This is a genomic window from Oceanobacillus zhaokaii (genome assembly GCF_003352005.1).
GTDB classification, from domain to species: Bacteria; Bacillota; Bacilli; order Bacillales; family Amphibacillaceae; genus Oceanobacillus; species Oceanobacillus zhaokaii.
Genome location: NZ_CP024848.1, coordinates 1,155,168 through 1,173,547, shown reverse-complemented (window position 1 = coordinate 1,173,547; position 18,380 = coordinate 1,155,168). Strand labels below are relative to the sequence as shown.

At 34.8% G+C, this 18,380-nt stretch carries 20 protein-coding genes and 1 pseudogene; 4 read left to right on the top strand and 17 right to left on the bottom strand.

Annotated elements, in window-relative coordinates; all coding sequences use genetic code 11:
* Positions 1-55: 55 nt before the first annotated feature.
* From CUC15_RS05935 to CUC15_RS05885, 11 genes are all read right to left on the bottom strand, one after another.
* Positions 56-355, bottom strand: coding sequence for a hypothetical protein (locus CUC15_RS05935; RefSeq protein WP_114915777.1), 300 nt, complete (start codon positions 353-355; stop codon positions 56-58).
* Positions 356-506: 151 nt separating this feature from the next.
* Entirely contained in the window at positions 507-1,388 is an 882-nt protein-coding gene (locus tag CUC15_RS05930) for a PhzF family phenazine biosynthesis protein (protein ID WP_114915776.1), read from the bottom strand.
* A gap of 87 nt (positions 1,389-1,475) precedes the next feature.
* Positions 1,476-1,934, bottom strand: a complete 459-nt coding sequence (locus CUC15_RS05925) for a VOC family protein (RefSeq protein ID WP_114915775.1) — start codon at positions 1,932-1,934, stop codon at positions 1,476-1,478.
* 85 nt (positions 1,935-2,019) lie between these two features.
* Positions 2,020-2,400 (bottom strand): ACT domain-containing protein, encoded by a 381-nt coding sequence (locus CUC15_RS05920; protein WP_114915774.1) that lies wholly within the window; start codon positions 2,398-2,400, stop codon positions 2,020-2,022.
* Between the two features lie 191 nt (positions 2,401-2,591).
* Entirely contained in the window at positions 2,592-3,224 is a 633-nt protein-coding gene (locus tag CUC15_RS05915; RefSeq protein ID WP_114915773.1) for a LysE family translocator, read from the bottom strand.
* A 439-nt stretch (positions 3,225-3,663) separates the two neighbouring features.
* On the bottom strand, positions 3,664-3,861 hold the full coding sequence (locus CUC15_RS05910) for a cold-shock protein (protein ID WP_114915772.1): 198 nt from the start codon (positions 3,859-3,861) through the stop codon (positions 3,664-3,666).
* 247 nt (positions 3,862-4,108) lie between these two features.
* The gene (locus CUC15_RS05905; protein ID WP_114915771.1) at positions 4,109-4,576 is read right to left on the bottom strand and encodes a VOC family protein; all 468 of its coding nucleotides are present in this window, start codon (positions 4,574-4,576) and stop codon (positions 4,109-4,111) included.
* 233 nt (positions 4,577-4,809) lie between these two features.
* On the bottom strand, positions 4,810-5,295 hold the full coding sequence (locus CUC15_RS05900; RefSeq protein ID WP_114915770.1) for a tetratricopeptide repeat protein: 486 nt from the start codon (positions 5,293-5,295) through the stop codon (positions 4,810-4,812).
* 128 nt (positions 5,296-5,423) lie between these two features.
* On the bottom strand, positions 5,424-5,627 hold the full coding sequence (locus CUC15_RS05895; RefSeq protein WP_114915769.1) for an alpha/beta hydrolase: 204 nt from the start codon (positions 5,625-5,627) through the stop codon (positions 5,424-5,426).
* A gap of 17 nt (positions 5,628-5,644) precedes the next feature.
* Positions 5,645-6,151 (bottom strand): alpha/beta fold hydrolase, encoded by a 507-nt coding sequence (locus CUC15_RS05890; RefSeq protein ID WP_114915768.1) that lies wholly within the window; start codon positions 6,149-6,151, stop codon positions 5,645-5,647.
* Between the two features lie 126 nt (positions 6,152-6,277).
* Complete coding sequence (locus CUC15_RS05885) at positions 6,278-6,547, bottom strand: hypothetical protein (RefSeq protein WP_114915767.1); 270 nt, start codon at positions 6,545-6,547, stop codon at positions 6,278-6,280.
* Between the two features lie 374 nt (positions 6,548-6,921).
* Between CUC15_RS05885 and CUC15_RS05880 the strand changes: the two genes are divergently transcribed.
* Both CUC15_RS05880 and CUC15_RS05875 read left to right on the top strand, forming a co-directional pair.
* Positions 6,922-7,752, top strand: a complete 831-nt coding sequence (locus CUC15_RS05880) for an SDR family oxidoreductase (protein WP_114915766.1) — start codon at positions 6,922-6,924, stop codon at positions 7,750-7,752.
* 61 nt (positions 7,753-7,813) lie between these two features.
* On the top strand, positions 7,814-8,563 hold the full coding sequence (locus CUC15_RS05875) for an SDR family NAD(P)-dependent oxidoreductase (RefSeq protein ID WP_205317663.1): 750 nt from the start codon (positions 7,814-7,816) through the stop codon (positions 8,561-8,563).
* A gap of 1,041 nt (positions 8,564-9,604) precedes the next feature.
* Here CUC15_RS05875 and CUC15_RS05870 read toward each other — a convergent pair.
* Positions 9,605-10,204 carry a TetR/AcrR family transcriptional regulator gene (locus tag CUC15_RS05870; RefSeq protein ID WP_114915765.1) on the bottom strand — a complete coding sequence of 200 codons (600 nt, stop codon included), beginning with the start codon at positions 10,202-10,204 and terminating at the stop codon, positions 9,605-9,607.
* Between the two features lie 140 nt (positions 10,205-10,344).
* On the opposite strand from CUC15_RS05870, the gene CUC15_RS05865 reads away from it, so the two are divergent.
* Entirely contained in the window at positions 10,345-11,289 is a 945-nt protein-coding gene (locus CUC15_RS05865) for a zinc-binding dehydrogenase (RefSeq protein WP_114915764.1), read from the top strand.
* Positions 11,290-11,422: 133 nt separating this feature from the next.
* Positions 11,423-11,557 (top strand): annotated as a pseudogene (locus tag CUC15_RS05860) (IS3 family transposase); the annotation flags it as partial.
* A gap of 297 nt (positions 11,558-11,854) precedes the next feature.
* Here the strand turns inward: CUC15_RS05860 and CUC15_RS05855 are convergent.
* The 5 genes from CUC15_RS05855 to CUC15_RS05835 form a co-directional block, all read right to left on the bottom strand.
* Positions 11,855-13,215 (bottom strand): IS3 family transposase gene (locus CUC15_RS05855; protein ID WP_114915762.1). Its coding sequence is split into 2 segments (ribosomal slippage): positions 11,855-12,744 and positions 12,744-13,215, totalling 1,362 coding nucleotides; the frame shifts between segments, so codons are not numbered across the junction.
* Positions 13,216-13,417: 202 nt separating this feature from the next.
* A complete protein-coding gene (locus CUC15_RS05850) occupies positions 13,418-14,752 on the bottom strand; it encodes an FtsW/RodA/SpoVE family cell cycle protein (protein WP_114915761.1) in 1,335 nt (444 codons plus the stop codon).
* The gene (locus CUC15_RS05845; protein WP_114915760.1) at positions 14,749-15,171 is read right to left on the bottom strand and encodes a PadR family transcriptional regulator; all 423 of its coding nucleotides are present in this window, start codon (positions 15,169-15,171) and stop codon (positions 14,749-14,751) included. The genes CUC15_RS05850 and CUC15_RS05845 overlap by 4 nt, the downstream gene beginning before the upstream one ends.
* 3 nt (positions 15,172-15,174) lie before the next feature.
* Positions 15,175-15,726 (bottom strand): sigma-70 family RNA polymerase sigma factor, encoded by a 552-nt coding sequence (locus CUC15_RS05840; protein ID WP_114915759.1) that lies wholly within the window; start codon positions 15,724-15,726, stop codon positions 15,175-15,177.
* A 900-nt stretch (positions 15,727-16,626) separates the two neighbouring features.
* Positions 16,627-18,141, bottom strand: a complete 1,515-nt coding sequence (locus CUC15_RS05835; RefSeq protein WP_114915758.1) for a glycosyl hydrolase family 79 N-terminal domain-containing protein — start codon at positions 18,139-18,141, stop codon at positions 16,627-16,629.
* Between the last annotated feature and the right edge of the window lie 239 nt (positions 18,142-18,380).

The window sequence follows — 18,380 nt, the reverse complement described above, 5'->3', positions numbered from 1 at the left end:
TTTTTAACTATTCAGCCCCGTTAGTGAAATAGCGACTGCTCTATTCGAACAATCGCTACCCTTTAGTCCAATAAAAATCTCTTATTAAAAATCCTTGTGTTTTTGCATAGTCATTAATAGTTTTAATTAATTCATTTTTAGATATAGAAAAGGAATTATGAATTTCCCTTTTTTTATTTATCTCATATTCTTCAAAAACGATAAAATTTAATAAGTCCATTTTTTTAACTACAAATTGGTTACATTCATATTCTCCGCATCTGATATTGCCAGAATAAATAAAGCGAATGATGCCATCATAATATTCTTGATCAGAAATCTCAATTTCTAAAAATGATTGTAATATTTCTTGCATTTAAACACTCCCTCTAACCAATCTTCTAAACACTTTTATATACTAAAAGTAATACATTTTCTTCTTAAACTAACCTGCCCCTTTAGTTGATTAAGGATGAAGCATTGCCCTTCTTTTAGTAAAGCACTCGTTTGTTTAATAAGTAAGGGTGTTATAGAAACCATTCACCTTGAGCAATTTTTACTACTTTACCTCCTACATAAACATTAATTTTTCCGTTATCCTCCCCTGCTTTTAAAAACAATAAAGACGGTCTTTCAATTTCATATCCTTGTTCTACACAAATGTTAATTTCACTTTTATTAAAATATTGGTATTTAACTAAGTAGGAAGCTAAACATCCGTTAGAACTACCAGTAGCTGCATCTTCGGGGATACCATAATAGTCTGCAAAATCTCGAACATTTAAATCATTTTCCGAATTATATACTTCTGGAGAAAAAACCATAATAGCTTTTGCATCAGTATGTTGAATTAAATCAAAATATTTTCCCTTATTTATGTTTACTTTCTTTACTGCCTCTAATGATTTTAAGGGGGTAACAATCACTGGAAGTCCGGTTGAAACCTCTTGGATAGGAAATCTATCGTCTATGTATTCACTATCTATATTTAATACATCAGAAACTATTTTCGTATCTAAAGTTTGACCAAAAGTAGGTTCATTTTGTTTCATCCATAGAACTTTTTCCTGATTATCAAACGAAACTGGTATCTGTCCGGCTTTAAAATTTAGAATAAGCTTTTCCATAGGTTCCTCTAATACTTCGTTTTGAATGATAAATGCAGTCCCTAATGTAGGATGACCAGCAAAAGGAACCTCCTCATTTGGTGTAAAAATACGAACATCAAAACCACCTTCATTTTTTGAATCAGACAAGATAAAAGTAGTTTCGGAATAATTAATTTCTTTAGCTATTTGTTGCATTTCACTATCAAAAATATTTCTAGCGTTTTTAAAAACCGCGAGTGGATTTCCTGTATATTTTCCTTCTGAAAACACATCAACAATAGAATAATTAATTTTCGCCATAAGTCTACCCCTAATTTTTTTTGTTTTAACCAACATACCAATTATCTTCAACTCTTGCACCCGTTTGTTTAATAAGGAATTAATTGTTTAGCCTCTTCCGTGTAACTCTTCCCATTCTTGCAATGTCATTATATCTAGTTCAGGCTTCGGAGGATCTTTTAGCATCGCAAGAAATTCAATTGAATGACCATCAGGGTCTTTAAAGTAAATAGATACAGCAGGCATAAAAGGAAAGACTAATAAATTTTCAGAACTCTCACCCAAAAAGTTAGTTGTTTCTATTCCTAAATCTGATAAGTAATCTCTTGCCGAGGATATATCATCTAAATTGACTTTAAACGCAAAGTGTTGCCGTTGGATTAAAGGGCTTGGATAATTTTCTCTAATACCTAGCATAGATTCTCCAGGTTTTCCAACCCAGTAGAATTTTGACTTTCTTGTAGAATCTTCAAATAACGGGATAATATTTAGCAGCTTATCATAAAAAGCGGCTGAATTTTGGTAATTACTCACATTAATATGAGTTTCAAAGATGCCTTTAATCATTAACAGGAACTCCTTTTAAGGGAAAAGAGCAGTCATTCTAATAATTGATCTTCAACTCTTGCACCCGTTTGTTCAATAAAGTTTTTTATGTAAAAGTGTGACCTTCATTCTCTAACACGACTTTGGCCTTTTCAATTAAATGGCTTTTAATAAGTAGATAGTCCGTATTAAAGGTTGAAATAGCAAAGATACTGATTTTATTTTCAGCTAATGGATTCGCTAATGAAGACAATATTCCAGTTAAACTAAAGTCTAAAACTCCCTCTACTTTGATACATTTCCAATCATTTTCAGCATCCTCAATTACATCATTCATAGATAAACATTCGGAAGGGCAAACGATAGACAATTCTTCATCTGTTCGAGTAATAGAAAAAACATCGGAGTTTAATGCCCACAATGGTATTGTTTCTGTTGGAGGAAGTTTCACAACAGAAAAAGTTGATTCTAAAATTTTTAATTTCATATTTTTCAGTTCTCCTTTTATACTTTTTTAACTAATACTCATTCAACCTTGTTCAATCTGCCCCCGTTAGTGAAACAACTTATCTTCCAATAATAGCATATATTCAAACAATGTTTCCGGAAGAAAAAGACGACCGTTTCGAGTACCGCCAAGTTTAATTCTTGCACCAGTTAATGGAATAACTTAAAATTTTAGATTGCTTCTGTTATTGCAGTAAAAAATTGATAAACAAAATAACCTGCAAAACCAATTAATAATAATCCTGCGATGATAGAAAATCCCTTAATCATTGTTCGGCTCATTACTTTTCTAGTGGTAGCCACAATTGTTAATAACCCTAAATCGTGCAATAATATACCTGTTAAAACACCTGCTGCAATAATTAAAAAATTAGTTGGCTCAGCTGCATTATATGAATTAGTTAGTACTGCTCCAAATACACTTAGCCAAAAAACAATATTACCAGGAGATATTGCAACAAGGAACCCGTTACGATAAGTAGACCATAACGATTTTGTAGGTTTTTCACCAGATAATGTTATATCTTTGTCCGCATTTTTAATAGAATCATACCCTATTAAAAACAAAAATATTGCACCAACTAACCACATTGGCATTTGAATAAAAGGTAGTTGCAAAATAGAAGCTAATCCAAAATAGAGAGCTGCGATTAAAGCAAAATCAATGGTCATCCCACCTAATCCAACAACCCAACCGTGCATAAATCCATTCTTAAGACCTTGCTTTGTCATTTCTACTGTAATTGCACCTACTGGCATTGCAATAGCAAGTCCCGCAAGAACATATGTAAAGAATAACGCCATTTAACTACACCCCTTCATAAAAATAAAATTAATACTATATTACCATAAAAGGTTATTAAAAAATCAGAAATATGTATATTTATTCTATTAAACTTATATTTATTAATTACAGTTCCTCTTAAAGTGATTTATTCATCGATAATTTGACCCTATATATATAAAGATAAAGTGTATTCCTTATTTTACAAAATCATTATTATCCACACAAAGTTTTTTAAAATTCTTATTCAACTAACCTGCCCCATTAGCTCAAGAACCTAAAGTTATAGGCTCATAATTTTCAGGCAAGGTAGATAAATAAAAAAAAGATCGTTCCAGATGACCTTCTTGTTTAACTATGGCACCCATTAGTTTGGTAACATTCGGCTTAATTGTTCTATATTTAAACGACAAAAAATAAAAAGCCCTTCTGTGAAGAAGAGCTTTTTACTATAAGTTATTATTTAACAACGTTAGTTGCCTGAGGTCCACGGTTACCTTCTTCGATATCGAAAGAAACTTGTTGACCTTCTTCTAAAGTTTTAAAGCCGTCGCCTTGAATTGCCGAGAAGTGTACGAATACATCGTCTCCACCTTCAATTTCGATGAAACCGAAACCTTTGTCTGCGTTAAACCATTTTACTGAACCTGTATTCATATGAAATCCCCCCATTGTGCATAGTGCACGTTTATTACTTGGTTGTTCTGATAATAATCCAAGACGGTGATATACATTGTAAGGTTATGACATAGATCCTGTATTGCTAGCACGAACAATTAAGTTATTCATAATATAACACGTCTCACTCAAAAAAGATACCGTCCTCTAGATGCATTAGACAGAGGGTCTTCTTGTACAAGTATTGCACCGGTTTGTTTAAGTACATTTTCTTCATAATCTCAAGTTATTTCAATTCGCTATTAACTATATTCTCCCAGTCCTTGAAGGACATCTTTTCCGTTATGTGTTCTAATTCATTTGGAACTTCAATATAACACATCAATTCTAAACTATTTCCATCTGGGTCATCAAAGTAAACCGAAGCATTTCCTTGATTTGGTCTTACAAAAGGCTCTATCGATGTTCTTTCTCCAAAAGGAACAGGTTCAACTTGGATGGATTCAAGCCATTGTAAGGAATCTTTTAAATCCTCATATGTAACTCGAAAAGCAATATGCCTCAAAGAAGGGTGGTATGGGGTTTGTGACTCCTTCCCTTCCCACAATCCTAACCAGCTTTTTCCTTCTTCTATCCAAAAGAAGGCGGTGTCCTCATCACGCCAACCGATCCTTAGTCCTAATTCTCTGTAAAATTCAATCGAAATTTCTAAATTTCTTACAGGTAAATGCGCTTCATATAATCCCTTTATCATTTTTTTCCTCCTCTATTAAAATATTTTCTATGTACCATTTAACTTAATATTACTAAAATGTCTAATATAAGTATAATATATCTTTATTATATAAAGTAATAACTAATTGTTATCTATTTGGTAATTCCTTACTTTCACTAACCTGCCCCTATAGCTCAATAAGAAAAGCTGCCTATAAGCCAGATGGATCTTCAAGTAACGCACCAGTTACTTTAAGAACATTCTTTCACAAACTACTCCCAAATTTCATCTAATTTATTCGAATAGAAATCAACTGCATTTTTATAACTTAATATTTTATCATCTGTCGTTGTATCTATTAAGCATTTTAATAATAACTCCATCGCTTTACTATGCTCGTTTAAATTATATAAGGTCATCGAATAGAACGTTTGAATTGCTCTATTGTGTGGAAATAATTCAATTCCCTTTAGAAATGTTCTTTTTGATCTTTCATAATCTCCTAATGTTCTATATGTACTCCCTAATCCCAATAAAGCTCCCTCCAGTTCCTTTGAAGACAGCCCTAATTTGATTGCATTTTCGTAAAAGGGTACTGCTTTTGATTCTTCTCCTAATAAATCAAAACTCCAAGCACACTGATAGTTAATCGACGCATTATCGGGGAACTCCTGTACCAGTTTCATAAGTAATTCATTAGATTCTTTATGGTCTCCAGTTTTCCGTAAATCAATAGCTCTTTCTAATTTTTTCTCCATTATTTTCACCCTCGATACTTTATCTGTTTGTTTCACTAAACTACGTCGTTAGCCAAAAGGCAACAATTATTATTGAACAATCGCACTAGTAAAGGAACGATTAGTAGTTAGCTAACTGAGCCGTTTGATCAATTAGCAAGTATATGTTTTTTTAAAGTATTAGCCACCTGTATTGGATTTGTGATTGGTAAAAAATGATATCCGCTTGGAATTGGAACAACAGATAAATTCGTCTGAAGCTGTTTAAATGCTTCTGCTTTATCTTTACTAAATTCATCCATACTGTTTTCAGCTAAGACCAACAAAAAGGGCTTTTCAATTTTTCTTTTCAAGCAATAGTCTTTTATTGTTACTTCTTTCGATAAAGTATTAATGCCTTTTCGTTACTATGGTGTATGTATAAATCTTCTTTCAACACAAAGTTACTTTGCAGATAAGATTTAAAATTACTACGTTCTTCTTCTATTAGACTTTCCATAGAATTAGTAGTTTCGCTTACAACATTTTCAAGATCTTCCAAACGTTCAATGACTGGTAGTTGAATCTCTTCTTCAACGTCTTCTCTTTCACCAAGGAAGTAGTAACCACCGTCTAATAATGTCAATGACTCTACATAATAAGGAAATTTAGAATAAAATGCCTGTATTACCCAGCCACCAATAGAATTTCCAATAAAATGTGCTGATGAAATCTTTAATTTCTTTAAAATGTTTTCAATTTCTAATACAAAAGAGGATATAGAATTATCTACTTGCTCAATTTGATTATGTCCAGGTAAATCTATTGCAATGGATCTAAAGATAGCGATAAAACAATTATTGCATTGCCAGCACTGCTTATTAATGTAACCTGCCACTTTAGTAAAAAGAAGACCGTCATATTAACGATCTTCTTGTTGAAGTAAAGCACCCGTTAGCTTAAGAAGAAAAGGAGTAGAACCCACAACTCCTTTGTTATTCTTACACCATTAATTAGGCATTTATTATTTTATTTTTCTCGTTATTTGAACTAAACAGTAGAAAATTCCCCAAGGTAAAATATAGTATGTTATGTTTTTGAAAACAGAAACCATTTCATTGGACAATAAGTTATTTACGGTGTGTAAATTATTTGTTATTAGTAAAAAGTAATAAATCAAACCTGTTAGAACTAAGGCTGAAGTCAATTTATACTTTAAAATTAATCTTGTTGATCGTTCTTTAAATTTAATTAAGCCATCTAGAGGGATAACTAATTGTTTACTTTTTTCCATTTTTCATAACTCCTTTAATTTTGTATTTAAATTATTAATTCAATGTGGGGTAGAATGATTCCTTCTTTTATTTGGAAAAAACCCCTCTTAAGCCAGTAACTCTTAGGTTTTGGCGCTGTTTCTTTTAAATTAATTAAAAAAGCCGATATTTTAAAATCGACTTTTAACTTCTTTTTATTAAACTAAAGCACCCGTTTGTTAAAGTGAATTTATTCACAGTCTTTTATTTTTTCGACCTCTAAAAAATGAATAATTCTTATTGTTTATTGTAATACGTATATTATATACAATCTATTTCCTATAATTCAAAAATTTGAAATCGCTTTCTTTTGTTGATAAAGTATTAGTAATAAAAGATTTGGGAGGAATTATATATGATTGATGTACTCAAATATGAGGGTGAGAAAGTAGTAGTTACTGGTGTTGCTTCAGGTATGGGAGAAGAAACAGCAAGACTTTTATCTAAGTTAGGTGCGGAGGTGTACGGTTTAGATATTAATAAGCCAGAAATAGAAATCGATCATTTTATACCAGTTAATTTAAATGATAAATCGTCAATTGATGATGCTGTAGAAAAACTCCCAGAAAAAATTAGTTCAATTTTTAATTGTGCTGGTGTTGCGGGATCTACATATGCAAATAAAAGTTTTTCTAGATTAGACGTAATTACTATTAATTTTATAGGACCAAGGCACCTTATTGAATCTTTAGTTCCCAAAATGAAAAAAGAGGGCGCTATCGCTATTCTTTCATCAATAAATGGTTTGGGTTGGACCGCTAACAAAGAAAGACTATTACCCTTGTTAAATACTTCATCCTTTGATGAAGCACAAGAATGGTACAAAGAAAATGAAAAAACATTTATGGAACCTTATGATGAAACACCTATACCAGAATATACTGTTTCAAAAGAGCTAGTTACTTCCTGGGTTAAGAAAAGAGCTTATGAACTATCAGAACAAAATATACGATTAAATAGTGTTTCACCTTCTGCAGTAAATACTACAATGATGGACAGTTTCAATGAGTTAACTGGAATGGATGTTATGGCTACATCAAGATCTAAAATTGATAGAGAATCTGAGAGAGAAGATAATGCAAAAGTGTTAATTTTTTTAAATAGTGATTTAGCTTCTTACGTAAGTGGACAAGATATCGTAGTTGATTATGGATTTTCAGGACATGGTATCCATGGATTAATATAACTGGATGTTGAACAAGATAATTTATTTTCAAAAAAAAGAAATTAGGAGGATTTGATCAAATATGGGTCGTTTAGATGGAAAAGTCGCTCTTATAACAGGTGCTGCGCAAAGTTTAGGTGCTGAACATGTACGAACATTTGTTAAAGAAGGTGCAAAAGTTGTCATTTCAGATATCCTTGTAGATGAAGGTGAACAATTAGCTAAAGAACTTGGAGATAATGCATTATTTATTAAGCTAGATGTTACAAAGCCAGATGACTGGACAAATGCGTTAGAAAAAACGAAAGAAACATTTGGAACGGTTGATATATTAGTAAATAATGCTGCTTATGCAGGTCCTCAGGCAAAAATTGCTGATATGAAAGATGAAGATTATCTAAAAATTATTGATGTCACTCAAAATTCAGTTTTTTATGGCATGAAAGCTGTAATACCATACATGATTGAGCAAGGCAGAGGTTCAATAATTAATATTGCGTCTATTGCTAGTTTTCGACATGTAGATGCAAATCCAAACATATTCTACACTACAGCAAAACATGCAATTTTAGGATTAACAAAAGGAGCTGCTTTAGAATATGGTGAAAACAATATTCGTGTCAATGCTGTAGCTCCAGGTGTTATATTGACTCCTGCAACAAAGGAATTTCTAAATAAGGAACAATTGGACAGTTTGGCTAGTGAGGTTCCTTTAGGAAAATTGGCCGATTTAGAAGATGTCTCTAAAGCCGTAGTATTCTTGGCTTCTGAAGATGCATCGTATATTTCAGGTGAAACTATAGTTGTTGACGGTGGTAGGTTAGCTCATTAATTATTTATGCAGTGAAAAAGATTCCTATTAATTTTTATTGCTAAATAAAAAAACGTGAATTATTCAATTAAACGAATATACGGGGTATTTAAATAACAACATTTTAAATAAGATAAAAGAGAATGGAACAAAATGCTCTCAGAAGAACCACTCCGCAGCTGAACTTTTCTCAGTAGCAAGGGTGGTTCTTCCATACATCTATAAAAATAAAAGTGAAGCTATTTTGGCACGGCTCAATTGCAGGATTATTCATGCTGCTAAAAGTTCTAGTTCCATTTGCTTTCCTATATTTTAACCATGGAAAGGAGATTTAACCCCCACCCATGTATTCATTCATCCACGATCTCATTAAATATTAAAATATATAGCCAGTATTCTTTGGTAGTCTGATTCCATTATCTCTGGCCCGATTGTTGAACACAAGTTAAACAACAATCTTCAACTAACCTGCCCCGTTAATACAATAACTTCTACAAAAAAAGCGATAATCCTTCTTGGACTATCGCACCCGTTAGTCATACATGTAGCGCAAGACCAGCGCTACACCACAGAGAATGAAAATGTATACCACTGTCTATACTGTTTGTACGGCTGGCGAAGAAGGTCGATGAACTATGGTGCCATAGAGCCCATCCGTTAGTCTGACTCCAACGATCTCGGTGCATCACAGACTGTCGCGCCCTGTATGGGTAGCACTTATGGGAGATTAATCCTTTTTGATTGGTTGCACTAGCCTTGCCTTTACATTCTAACGAGAAGGATGGTTTTATTTTTCAATCCAACACTAAAAATGATACTACCCTTAGAGGCTCAGCCTTTTTTAAAAAGCGTTTTTAGTGGGTCTATTTTGTTATGCTCATTTTTCATTTTTTAAGCTTTTTTATTTTCATGGGAGTTGAAGAAGATAGAGGCGCTTATTCAACAATCGCGCCCTTTAATGGAGTAACATATCAACTACTATTAGCTGGTTTTGTTGATATTTAACGTTATAAGTCTGAATAAAAATAGCATTTTTGAATAAAGAGACTTATCATACAAACATTAATTTTTAATTTGAATCGTACCGAGTGAATATTGAATTGTCTTCATTAGTTCTATTGAAAACTTATAAGGTTCAATAGGAAAATCATCTATTATCCAATCCAAAATTAATCCAGCTAATCCGTATGCAGAGTATCGTTTCAATAAATTTACATCTACTTTTTTCTTATCCGATGTACTTTGAATATCAAATTCCTTTAGGTATAGACTTATGATTGCGTCCGTTATTTTATCACGGAAATCAATCTGAATATTATTTCCAAGTAATAATTGATAACATTCTCCATAATGCATAAAATGATTTAATAAATTCAATGGCTCGTCTACTAATTTTTGTATATTAATCGAAGCTTTATTTATATATGAACTACGATAAGCCTTCACCATTTTTTTAAAAAGAAAATGGATAATCTCATTTAATAAATCATCCTTATTGTTATAGTGAGCATAAAATGTTCCTCGACTACATTCTGCCAATTGAATAATATCCTTTATCGTAATTTGTGCATAATTTTTTTGTTTTAGTAATTCAAAAAAAACGCTATATAAATCTTGTTTTGTTTTTTGAACTCGCTTATCTAGATATGGAAAATCTTCCATTATCTCACCTCTTTTAATTTTCCTGAACACTTTTTAAGGAATTGTCTACTTATTAATTTTTTAATTTGAAATTATTCTAATTCCATTTTACACTTATTTTGAGTTGAAGAACTGAAAGTGATTATAAGGGAGAGTTTTTTATGAGAGCATGGATTTTTAAAGGTACAAATCAACCATTAGAGCTAACTGAAGTAGCGGATCCAATTCCAGCAAAAGGAGAAGTAGTTGTAGACATAAAAGCATCTGGTTTATGTCATTCAGATGTATCAGCGCTTGAAGATCCGGATTGGATTGTTAACTTTCCGAAATTACCAGTAGTACTAGGACATGAAGCGGCTGGGGTCGTTTCTGCAGTTGGTGAAGGGGTAACAAATGTTAAAATTGGAGATCGTGTAGGGATTCCTTCTGGTCCACCTTCTAATATTGGATACTTCCGTCACGGGGCATATGCAGAAAAAATTTCGATACCATCTGATGTAGCTGTGAAAATCCCTGATTCAGTTGACTTCATTAAAGCTGCTGCAGGCACAGATTCTGGTAATGTTGCCCACCATGCTGTTGTTACAGTCGGTCAAATCAAACCAGGTGAAAAAGTGGGTATTATTGGTATTGGCGGTCTTGGACAAATCGGTGCTCGTATTGCTGTCCTAAAAGGGGCAGAGGTATACGCAGCGGAACCAAAACAAGATGCTTGGCCATTAGCTGAATCACTAGGTGTAAAAAAAGTGGTTTCTGATATTAGAGAACTTGCAGATGTCGGCTTAAACTTAATCGTAGACTTTGCTGGTTTTGGTACTACAACAGCAGGTGCTATCGATGTTGTAGCTGAACACGGTCGTGTAGTTCAGGTTGGTATGGGACGCTTACAAGCTGAAATCAATACGAATTCGCTTATATTAAAACATGTACAACTTTTAGGTTCAATGGGTGGCGGTGTTGAAGATTTAGCAGGCGTTTACGAACTAATGGCAACAGGTAAGCTTAACCCAGCTTTATCGACAACTACCTTTGAAGAAATCGACAATGGATTAGAACGACTAAAACGCGGTGAAGTAAAAGGGCGTCTTGTAGCAGACTTACAATAATTCCTTTATTATAAAGCCCTTATTAAGACATAATAACTCTTCGCACTGACCTAAATAAATGAGACAAATAAAAGCACCTTTCGTTGAAAAACGGGTATACAATACCTAAATTCAATACGGAGGTGTTTTTTCTATGGGGACAAGAGTCAGTTATCCAGTTGAAGTGAAATTGAAAGCGATAGAAATGCGATTGGCTAAGGTACCAGTAAAAGAAGTAATGGGAAAATTAAGTATTCGGAACAAAACGCAATTGAAGAGATGGAGATGGATGTATTGGTATCAAATTTCAATCAATATACGAGGTTTCAGTGTTTATCGCTATTCATTTTATTAAAAAAGATTGGTTATTTCGGAAATCGAATCTTCAACTAACCTGCCCCGTTAGCTGAATATCTCTACACCTGAATAATAACATAATATTCAAAACATATTATTTAATTTTTTCAGAAGAAAAAGGCGACCAAATTTAATGATCGCCTTGTTTAACTATCGCACCCTTTAGCTGAATAAAGAATGAGACGCTTCTTCAATGAAGTGACCCCAAGAAGTTAGACAGGTTATTTTATTAGGCAGCTTGATGGGCATGGGTTCGATATTGTATCGGGCTCATGCCCTTTAGTTTTGCCTTAATCCGTTTATTATTATAGTAATCCATATATTTTTTAAGTTCTTGTTTAAAATGATCAATACTCTTAAATTCACTTAAATAAAGAAACTCAGACTTCATAATTCCAAAGAAATTCTCGATTACGGCATTGTCGTAACAGTTGCCCTTACGGGACATGCTTTGTGTAATGCCTTGTTCTTTTAAGGCGTGACGATATTGTTTCATTTGGTAATGCCAGCCTTGATCAGAGTGGATGATTAGGTTCTCATCGCCTGTTAAGCGTTCAAATGACTGGTTTAACATATCTGAAACAAGGGAGTAAGTTGGTCTGGAACCAATGGTATATGTGATGATTTCACCATTAAATAAATCTAGAATTGGAGATAGATAGAGTTTCTCTCCAAATAGTTTAAATTCTGTAATGTCAGTTACCCACTTCTCATTAGGTTTTTCAGCAGTAAAATTACGCTCTAAAATATTCGGGGCTATTTTACCCACTTTTCCTTTATAGGAACGATATTTCTTTATTCTTACGAGAGAAACTAATCCTAATTCCTTCATAATTCGTTGGACTTTCTTATGGTTTACTTGATATCCACGGTTTCTTAGTTCATCACGAATACGTCGATATCCATAACGTCCCTTATGTTCATCATAAATAGATTGAATTAACGTTTTAAGTTCAATATCTGGATCTGGATTTGCAGATTTCTTAATCCAGTAATAAAAAGTACTCCTCTTTATCTCAGCTATATGGAGAAGGATATCTAATGCAAATTCTTTCCTCAGTTCATTAACTACTAACGCTTTTTCTTTAGTTTTGATTTTTCTCTCTCCTGAACTAAGGATTGGAGCTTTTTTAGATATGCATTCTCCGCTCGTAAATACTCTAATTCCGACTGTAAATCCTCAATAGAATCTTTTGTAGGTATAGGTTTCTTTCGTACATTCTGGTCTTCATTTTTCATAGAAGGACGCCCCTTTTTCTTCGCATTTAGGGCATCTGCTCCTTTTGTTTCGTAGGCAACTTTCCATTTTCGAAGTGTTTCAGGAGATGGAATATTAAAAATTGCCGCCGTTTCCCTGATAGACGTCCCTTGTACGTTCATGTAGCTAAGTACGTCTAGTTTATACTCTACAGAGTAGGTTGTATAGTTTTTTCGAAATACATTCTCACCAAAAAGTTCATACTGTTTAATCCACTGGTGAAGGTTACTATGATGTACACCAATAGACCGAGCAATATCTAAACCACTTTCGCCTCCATCTAAATATCGCTTTACTGCTTGTAGTTTTTCTTTAGAAGAAAATTTAACCATAAAAAACTGCACCCCAATTGTTATTTTTGTCTAACAATTGGGGTGCAGTTCACAACAATCGCGCCCTTTTATGGAATAACTAAATTTGTTCTCATTAATAAAACCAATTATTTCATCAAATTACCGGTACTTCGAGATTAAGAAAAAGGCGACAACTATTATTTAGCTGTCGCCCTTTTTATCATCATTCAGATTTTTGACTTTAAATGTTTATATCATCTGCTATCGTGGGTTCTACAATATCCTTTCTTCGATAAACATTTAAAATGAACCCTAAAACAGCAGCGTAAAAGAGGATTGCACTTCCTCCATAACTAATAAACGGCAGGGAAACTTCCATGATGGGCACGATTCCAAAGGCCATCAATATATTCCAAGTAGTAGGAACGGCAAATAATACAGCACCACCGATTACGATTAATCTCCCATAAAGATCTTTTGTTTTAAATGCATTTTTTGAGATTCTTAAAATAAAAATCAGCAGAACCAAACAAAGACCGATTCCGAATGTCCAACCAAGAGAATAGACGAGGAAGGGGAAAGCAAAATCTGTATGTGATTCTGGCAACAATTGAAATTTCAAATCATTATTAAGTCCGTTACCGAACCATCCCGCTTCTGCAAGGACATTCCTAACGACCATATACATATATCCGGCTCCATTTGGATCGGCATTTGGGTTTATAAAAGTAGATAATCTAGTAAGAAAATAACTTTGGTGTGAGGTCGTAGTAATAATCATAATGATGAAGATGATACCAGCCACTAGATTTGATACGACTAGGTTGATAGCTAATTTCTTATGAACACGTGCAAATGTAAACATTCCTAGTAAACAGAAAAAGTAAATGACCCCAACCATAAAGTTTGGCACTATCATGTAGAGCAATATGGGAATCCAAAATAAAACAAGAAGAAATCCTTGTTTTTTCCAACTGCGAAACTCATTTATTTTGTTAAAAATACCGGCCCAAGCCAGGAAAAAGAAAAATAAACTCAATATAGTGCCATCGACCGTTAGGCCTGGAAGTGAAATCCATCTTTTTGCTCCGTTGACCGTATATCCAAATAAATAGAGATATACGTGAATGAACAAGCCGATAGCATAAAAGTGCATCCACCAATTCTTTGATTTTTGATAATTAAAGAATAGAAACCCAATAATCACAAGAGCAGCTAAGGAGTACCAGATAGCTTGTCTCCCCATAATATGGGTGATTGATGATGAAATCCCAGGAATTCCACCAACTAACGGGAGAAAACTGATACTAGTAAAAATAACAAATAAAACAATTAGGATCCAATCCATTTTTGGCTTATGAAGGTGATTTAATTTCTCTCCAATAATAAATGGATTTCCCATTTCTTGAATGGCCTTTTCATCTGAATCTTCTTCAGAAAATCCTCTTTTTTTGTAAGATTGACTTAACTCTTGCAGATGATGAGTAAGCTCTTTTTTTATCCTGTTGTGGGCCTCCGTAGATTTGACTTTGGAAGTGACTTTGCTTAAAAATTCTTCAAATTTGGGAGAACTCATAAAGATGCCTCCGTTATGAAGGGATTAAGGGATAATCCTTGTTTAGTGGTATCTTGTTTATAAGTAGCTAAGTATTTTTTACCTTTGGAGTTTAAAGAATAATATTTCTTGTTATTTATCCAATTTGAAGTAAGCATTTCTTTATTTTCTAATAGATGTAGCAGTGTATAAAGCTGCCCTTCATTTTTTTGGAAAGCACGTTCATTTTTTTGAAAAAGTTGGACGGAAATATTGTAGCCATCCTTTGATTCATGCTGAACAGATTCTAATATAGCTATAATGGTTTCTGTATGAAATTGTGATTGCTGATTCGTACGAATGGCTTCAAGCACGGCATTTTTTCTTTCATTAGAAAAAGAAAAATCCTTGAATATTGATTTTTCCATCGAACTCTTCAGGTTCTTAAATGGATCATTCATCTCCTAAACCTCCTCTATCATCTTGTCTTTTAATAATTCCTTCGCACGCTTTAATCTCGTTTTTAATGTATTTATATTTACTGAAGTAATCTTGCTTATCTCTTTTAAAGACAGTTCTTCATAATAATGTAGAAATACGACTTCTCTGTACTTTAGAGGCAAATTCATGACGGCATTCGTTAAGCTATTTTCTTCACTATGCTTGATAACCTCCTCTTCCACCTGTTTTGACTTAGAAGGGATATGGTCAAATACTTTATTGCTAAGCGTTATTTTGCGATAATGCCAGCTTCTTAAATAGTCCTTGCAATGATTACTCGCAATGCGATATAGCCAAGTTTTTATTGTTGACTGCTGATTAAATTGATTTAATTTTTCATAACACTTTATAAATATCTCTTGTGCCAAATCTTCTGCTATGGTTCGGTTTTTTACATATGTATATACAAGATGCAGGATATCATCGCTGTATTCACGCATTAATTGATCAATGATCTGCTCACGCTCATCCAGCATCATTTCATCTGTCACCGCCAATTGGTTTAGTTCATTCATCTAGTTGTCACCCCCTCATATATATTAGACGAAGCTACCCTTCATTCGGTTTGAAAAAATATATTTTTTTTTTATGACCGTCTGTATTCTAGAGTATAAGTGGAAAAAGGAACAACCTCTTATCAGATTGTTCCAAAATGTTGTAGGTAGGTTAGGTCGCTTTTAAGACTACTTATTCGACTAATAATCCCTTATTTCTCAGAAGGAACTGTAATTACAATAGTTCTAATCAGAATTGCATATTGTTGTAAATCTGCATTTACCGTTACCAAATAGTTTAAGTGTAAACCTCCACAATATCTACTTTGCATAATAATTGTTATTAAACAATATGGCTCCGATTGTTGAATAAGAGCTAAAGACGCTTCTTCAACTAACCTGCCCCGTTAGTACATTAATTTCAACAAAAAAAGGCGTTAATCCTTCTTGAATTAACGCACCCGTTAATAAAATAAGTTAATTATATTCAAAACTACAATCTAATTTCCCAATACTCACGGTCTTCTAACACCAAGTCGTAAGGTTTGTTTATGTCCATCCAGCGAATATTTCGTTTTTTTGAAAAACACCCACATGAAACACATATGAACCTTGCAAGAAACATACTCAATCATTCTCTTTTGGCTGGACGGTCGCTTTAAGCTTTCTTCTCACCAATTGGCGTTCTCTACTTAATTAAAACATATTATATTCCTTAACTGTATCGTTCGTTTAAAAAACACCATCCCTCATTTTTTCTCCAAATAAAAAACAGCGGCGACAATAACCACTGTTTACAAATCGTGCAGTGTTATTGGAATGCCAATATTGTAACGGTGAAATGTTTGAAGCGAAAGATGACCCAAGCGAATAATATCACTTGGGTCAAACATTAAGACGCGTTAACGTTTATGTTGCAAATTACAGAACCAGGAAAGTACAGGTGCCAGGAGCGAGCTCCACATTGTCTGCGTCCTGCATTACTCCTTCCAAAGCAGGGAGTTCGTTGTTCTCACCTAGAACCAGAGGATTTCCGTTCAGATATATCACGGAACTACGCATATCACCATTTCCGGACAGAGTATAGCGGACAGCATTCTTAGGCAGTTCCACAGTGGTAGTCTCGGTCAGGGAGTTGTTGATAACGAGATAGACGCAGCCATCCTTGTCGTCCTTGCGAGAGTGGCAGTAGACATGAGCACCTTCAGCATGGGGGATCCCAGAGTCATAGACAGTAATACCCATCAGCCTGTTCCACAGCAATACAGCAAAGTAATTGGGACGAGGGTTGAAGGAACCGTGCTGCAGGAATCCATAGTCGGAAGACGCCAGCGTATTATGGAAGATAATACCGTCAGTGACGGTGGCAAAGTCGCCCAGCTCGTTCAGGGTCCGCAGTACATCCAGATAAGTAGGAGCCCAGGTACTTCCCCCGCCGCCAGCATCGCCACTTTCAGTAACCCACATCTGACTGCCAGGGCAGTATTTGTCCCGCATGGTTGAATAGACTCTGGCACATCGACCCGCCATTGCCAGATAGGCATCGGTGTGAGCTTCTTCACTCTTCCAGTGGGCATCAGGCATAATGGAGGCAAGACGCTCGGAAATGCCGTTATAGTAGTGATAGCTAAATACATCCAGCGGCACCTCATAGCTCTGCATCAACTCAGCCGTGCTAACGGTGGGAGAGGCATCCGCGATACCGCCACCGCCCTTGGCATCGTCAGGACCCATTCGCATGGCGTCGCTATCGGTGGTGGAGGGACCGACGATCAGGCAGTCGGGATAGTTCTCCTTCACCCAGGCGTTGCAGATCTCCTGATCCCGGGCAAAGTCAGCAGCAGTATATCCCTCAGGCACGCCGCTGATGGACAAGAGGTTGGGCTCATTCATAAACTCTATTGCGTTGATGGGTACACCGTACTCCGAACTCAGATCGAACAGCAGCTTTGCCTGATCGGGAGTCCAAGGCTCGTCGGCTGCATGAATGCCGGGACAATTGGCAAAGGAAACCAGGAGCTTTGCATCCACTGCTTTAACAAAGTCTAGCAACTTCAGCCACTGATCCTTCTGCAGCACATTCTGGAAGCCTTCGGGTATCACACCGGGTGCGTACTTGCCTTCAAAGTTATAGTAGGTTTTGTTCGCCCAGGTGCCCGAAACACGTATCCAGACAGGACCCAAGGCTTTAGCCAGTACCAGCAGATTTTCGCTGGTCAAATCAATGGGGTCATACCATTGCATGAGCTTCGGTAGTTCGGACATATCCTTGATTGGAGGAAAAGTTTCAGTTCCTGCAATCTGAGCAGGGGTGTAGGGCTTCCAAAAGGTACCGCCTGTAACCTCAGTCATCTCAATATTGTAGGACATGAGACGAGAATCCACGGTTCTAAGCTGCTTCAATGAGCTGTTATCCAGCTTGATAAATTGTGTCATTTGAATCTAATCTCCTTTTCTAGTTTTCTAGTATATTATAAAGTGTTTAGATAAATACCATAAATTACTGATGATACCACTAAGGATGTCACTATAATATAAACAATTCATTTTATGCTCTTTTTAGCCTTCATTTTCTTAAATCTTTTATATAAATACCAGTATTACTTATCTCCTTACTCTAACAGCATGCCTTTCAAACTTACCTCTTTTCCTAAAGTGGTTGCGTAATAATTGTT

Bases quoted from the DNA above. Each gene is read 5' to 3' on its own strand.
- CUC15_RS05885 (WP_114915767.1), bottom strand. From the start codon at position 6,547: ATGGAAAAAAGTAAACAATTAGTTATCCCTCTAGATGGCTTAATTAAA.
- CUC15_RS05870 (WP_114915765.1), bottom strand. From the start codon at position 10,204: ATGGAAGATTTTCCATATCTAGATAAGCGAGTTCAAAAAACAAAACAA.
- CUC15_RS05840 (WP_114915759.1), bottom strand. From the start codon at position 15,726: ATGAATGAACTAAACCAATTGGCGGTGACAGATGAAATGATGCTGGAT.
- CUC15_RS05835 (WP_114915758.1), bottom strand. From the start codon at position 18,141: ATGACACAATTTATCAAGCTGGATAACAGCTCATTGAAGCAGCTTAGA.
- CUC15_RS05900 (WP_114915770.1), bottom strand. From the start codon at position 5,295: ATGGAGAAAAAATTAGAAAGAGCTATTGATTTACGGAAAACTGGAGAC.
- CUC15_RS05905 (WP_114915771.1), bottom strand. From the start codon at position 4,576: ATGATAAAGGGATTATATGAAGCGCATTTACCTGTAAGAAATTTAGAA.
- CUC15_RS05845 (WP_114915760.1), bottom strand. From the start codon at position 15,171: ATGAATGATCCATTTAAGAACCTGAAGAGTTCGATGGAAAAATCAATA.
- CUC15_RS05920 (WP_114915774.1), bottom strand. From the start codon at position 2,400: ATGAAATTAAAAATTTTAGAATCAACTTTTTCTGTTGTGAAACTTCCT.
- CUC15_RS05910 (WP_114915772.1), bottom strand. From the start codon at position 3,861: ATGAATACAGGTTCAGTAAAATGGTTTAACGCAGACAAAGGTTTCGGT.
- CUC15_RS05880 (WP_114915766.1), top strand. From the start codon at position 6,922: ATGATTGATGTACTCAAATATGAGGGTGAGAAAGTAGTAGTTACTGGT.
- CUC15_RS05850 (WP_114915761.1), bottom strand. From the start codon at position 14,752: ATGAGTTCTCCCAAATTTGAAGAATTTTTAAGCAAAGTCACTTCCAAA.
- CUC15_RS05935 (WP_114915777.1), bottom strand. From the start codon at position 355: ATGCAAGAAATATTACAATCATTTTTAGAAATTGAGATTTCTGATCAA.
- CUC15_RS05930 (WP_114915776.1), bottom strand. From the start codon at position 1,388: ATGGCGAAAATTAATTATTCTATTGTTGATGTGTTTTCAGAAGGAAAA.
- CUC15_RS05875 (WP_205317663.1), top strand. From the start codon at position 7,814: ATGGGTCGTTTAGATGGAAAAGTCGCTCTTATAACAGGTGCTGCGCAA.
- CUC15_RS05865 (WP_114915764.1), top strand. From the start codon at position 10,345: ATGAGAGCATGGATTTTTAAAGGTACAAATCAACCATTAGAGCTAACT.
- CUC15_RS05915 (WP_114915773.1), bottom strand. From the start codon at position 3,224: ATGGCGTTATTCTTTACATATGTTCTTGCGGGACTTGCTATTGCAATG.
- CUC15_RS05925 (WP_114915775.1), bottom strand. From the start codon at position 1,934: ATGATTAAAGGCATCTTTGAAACTCATATTAATGTGAGTAATTACCAA.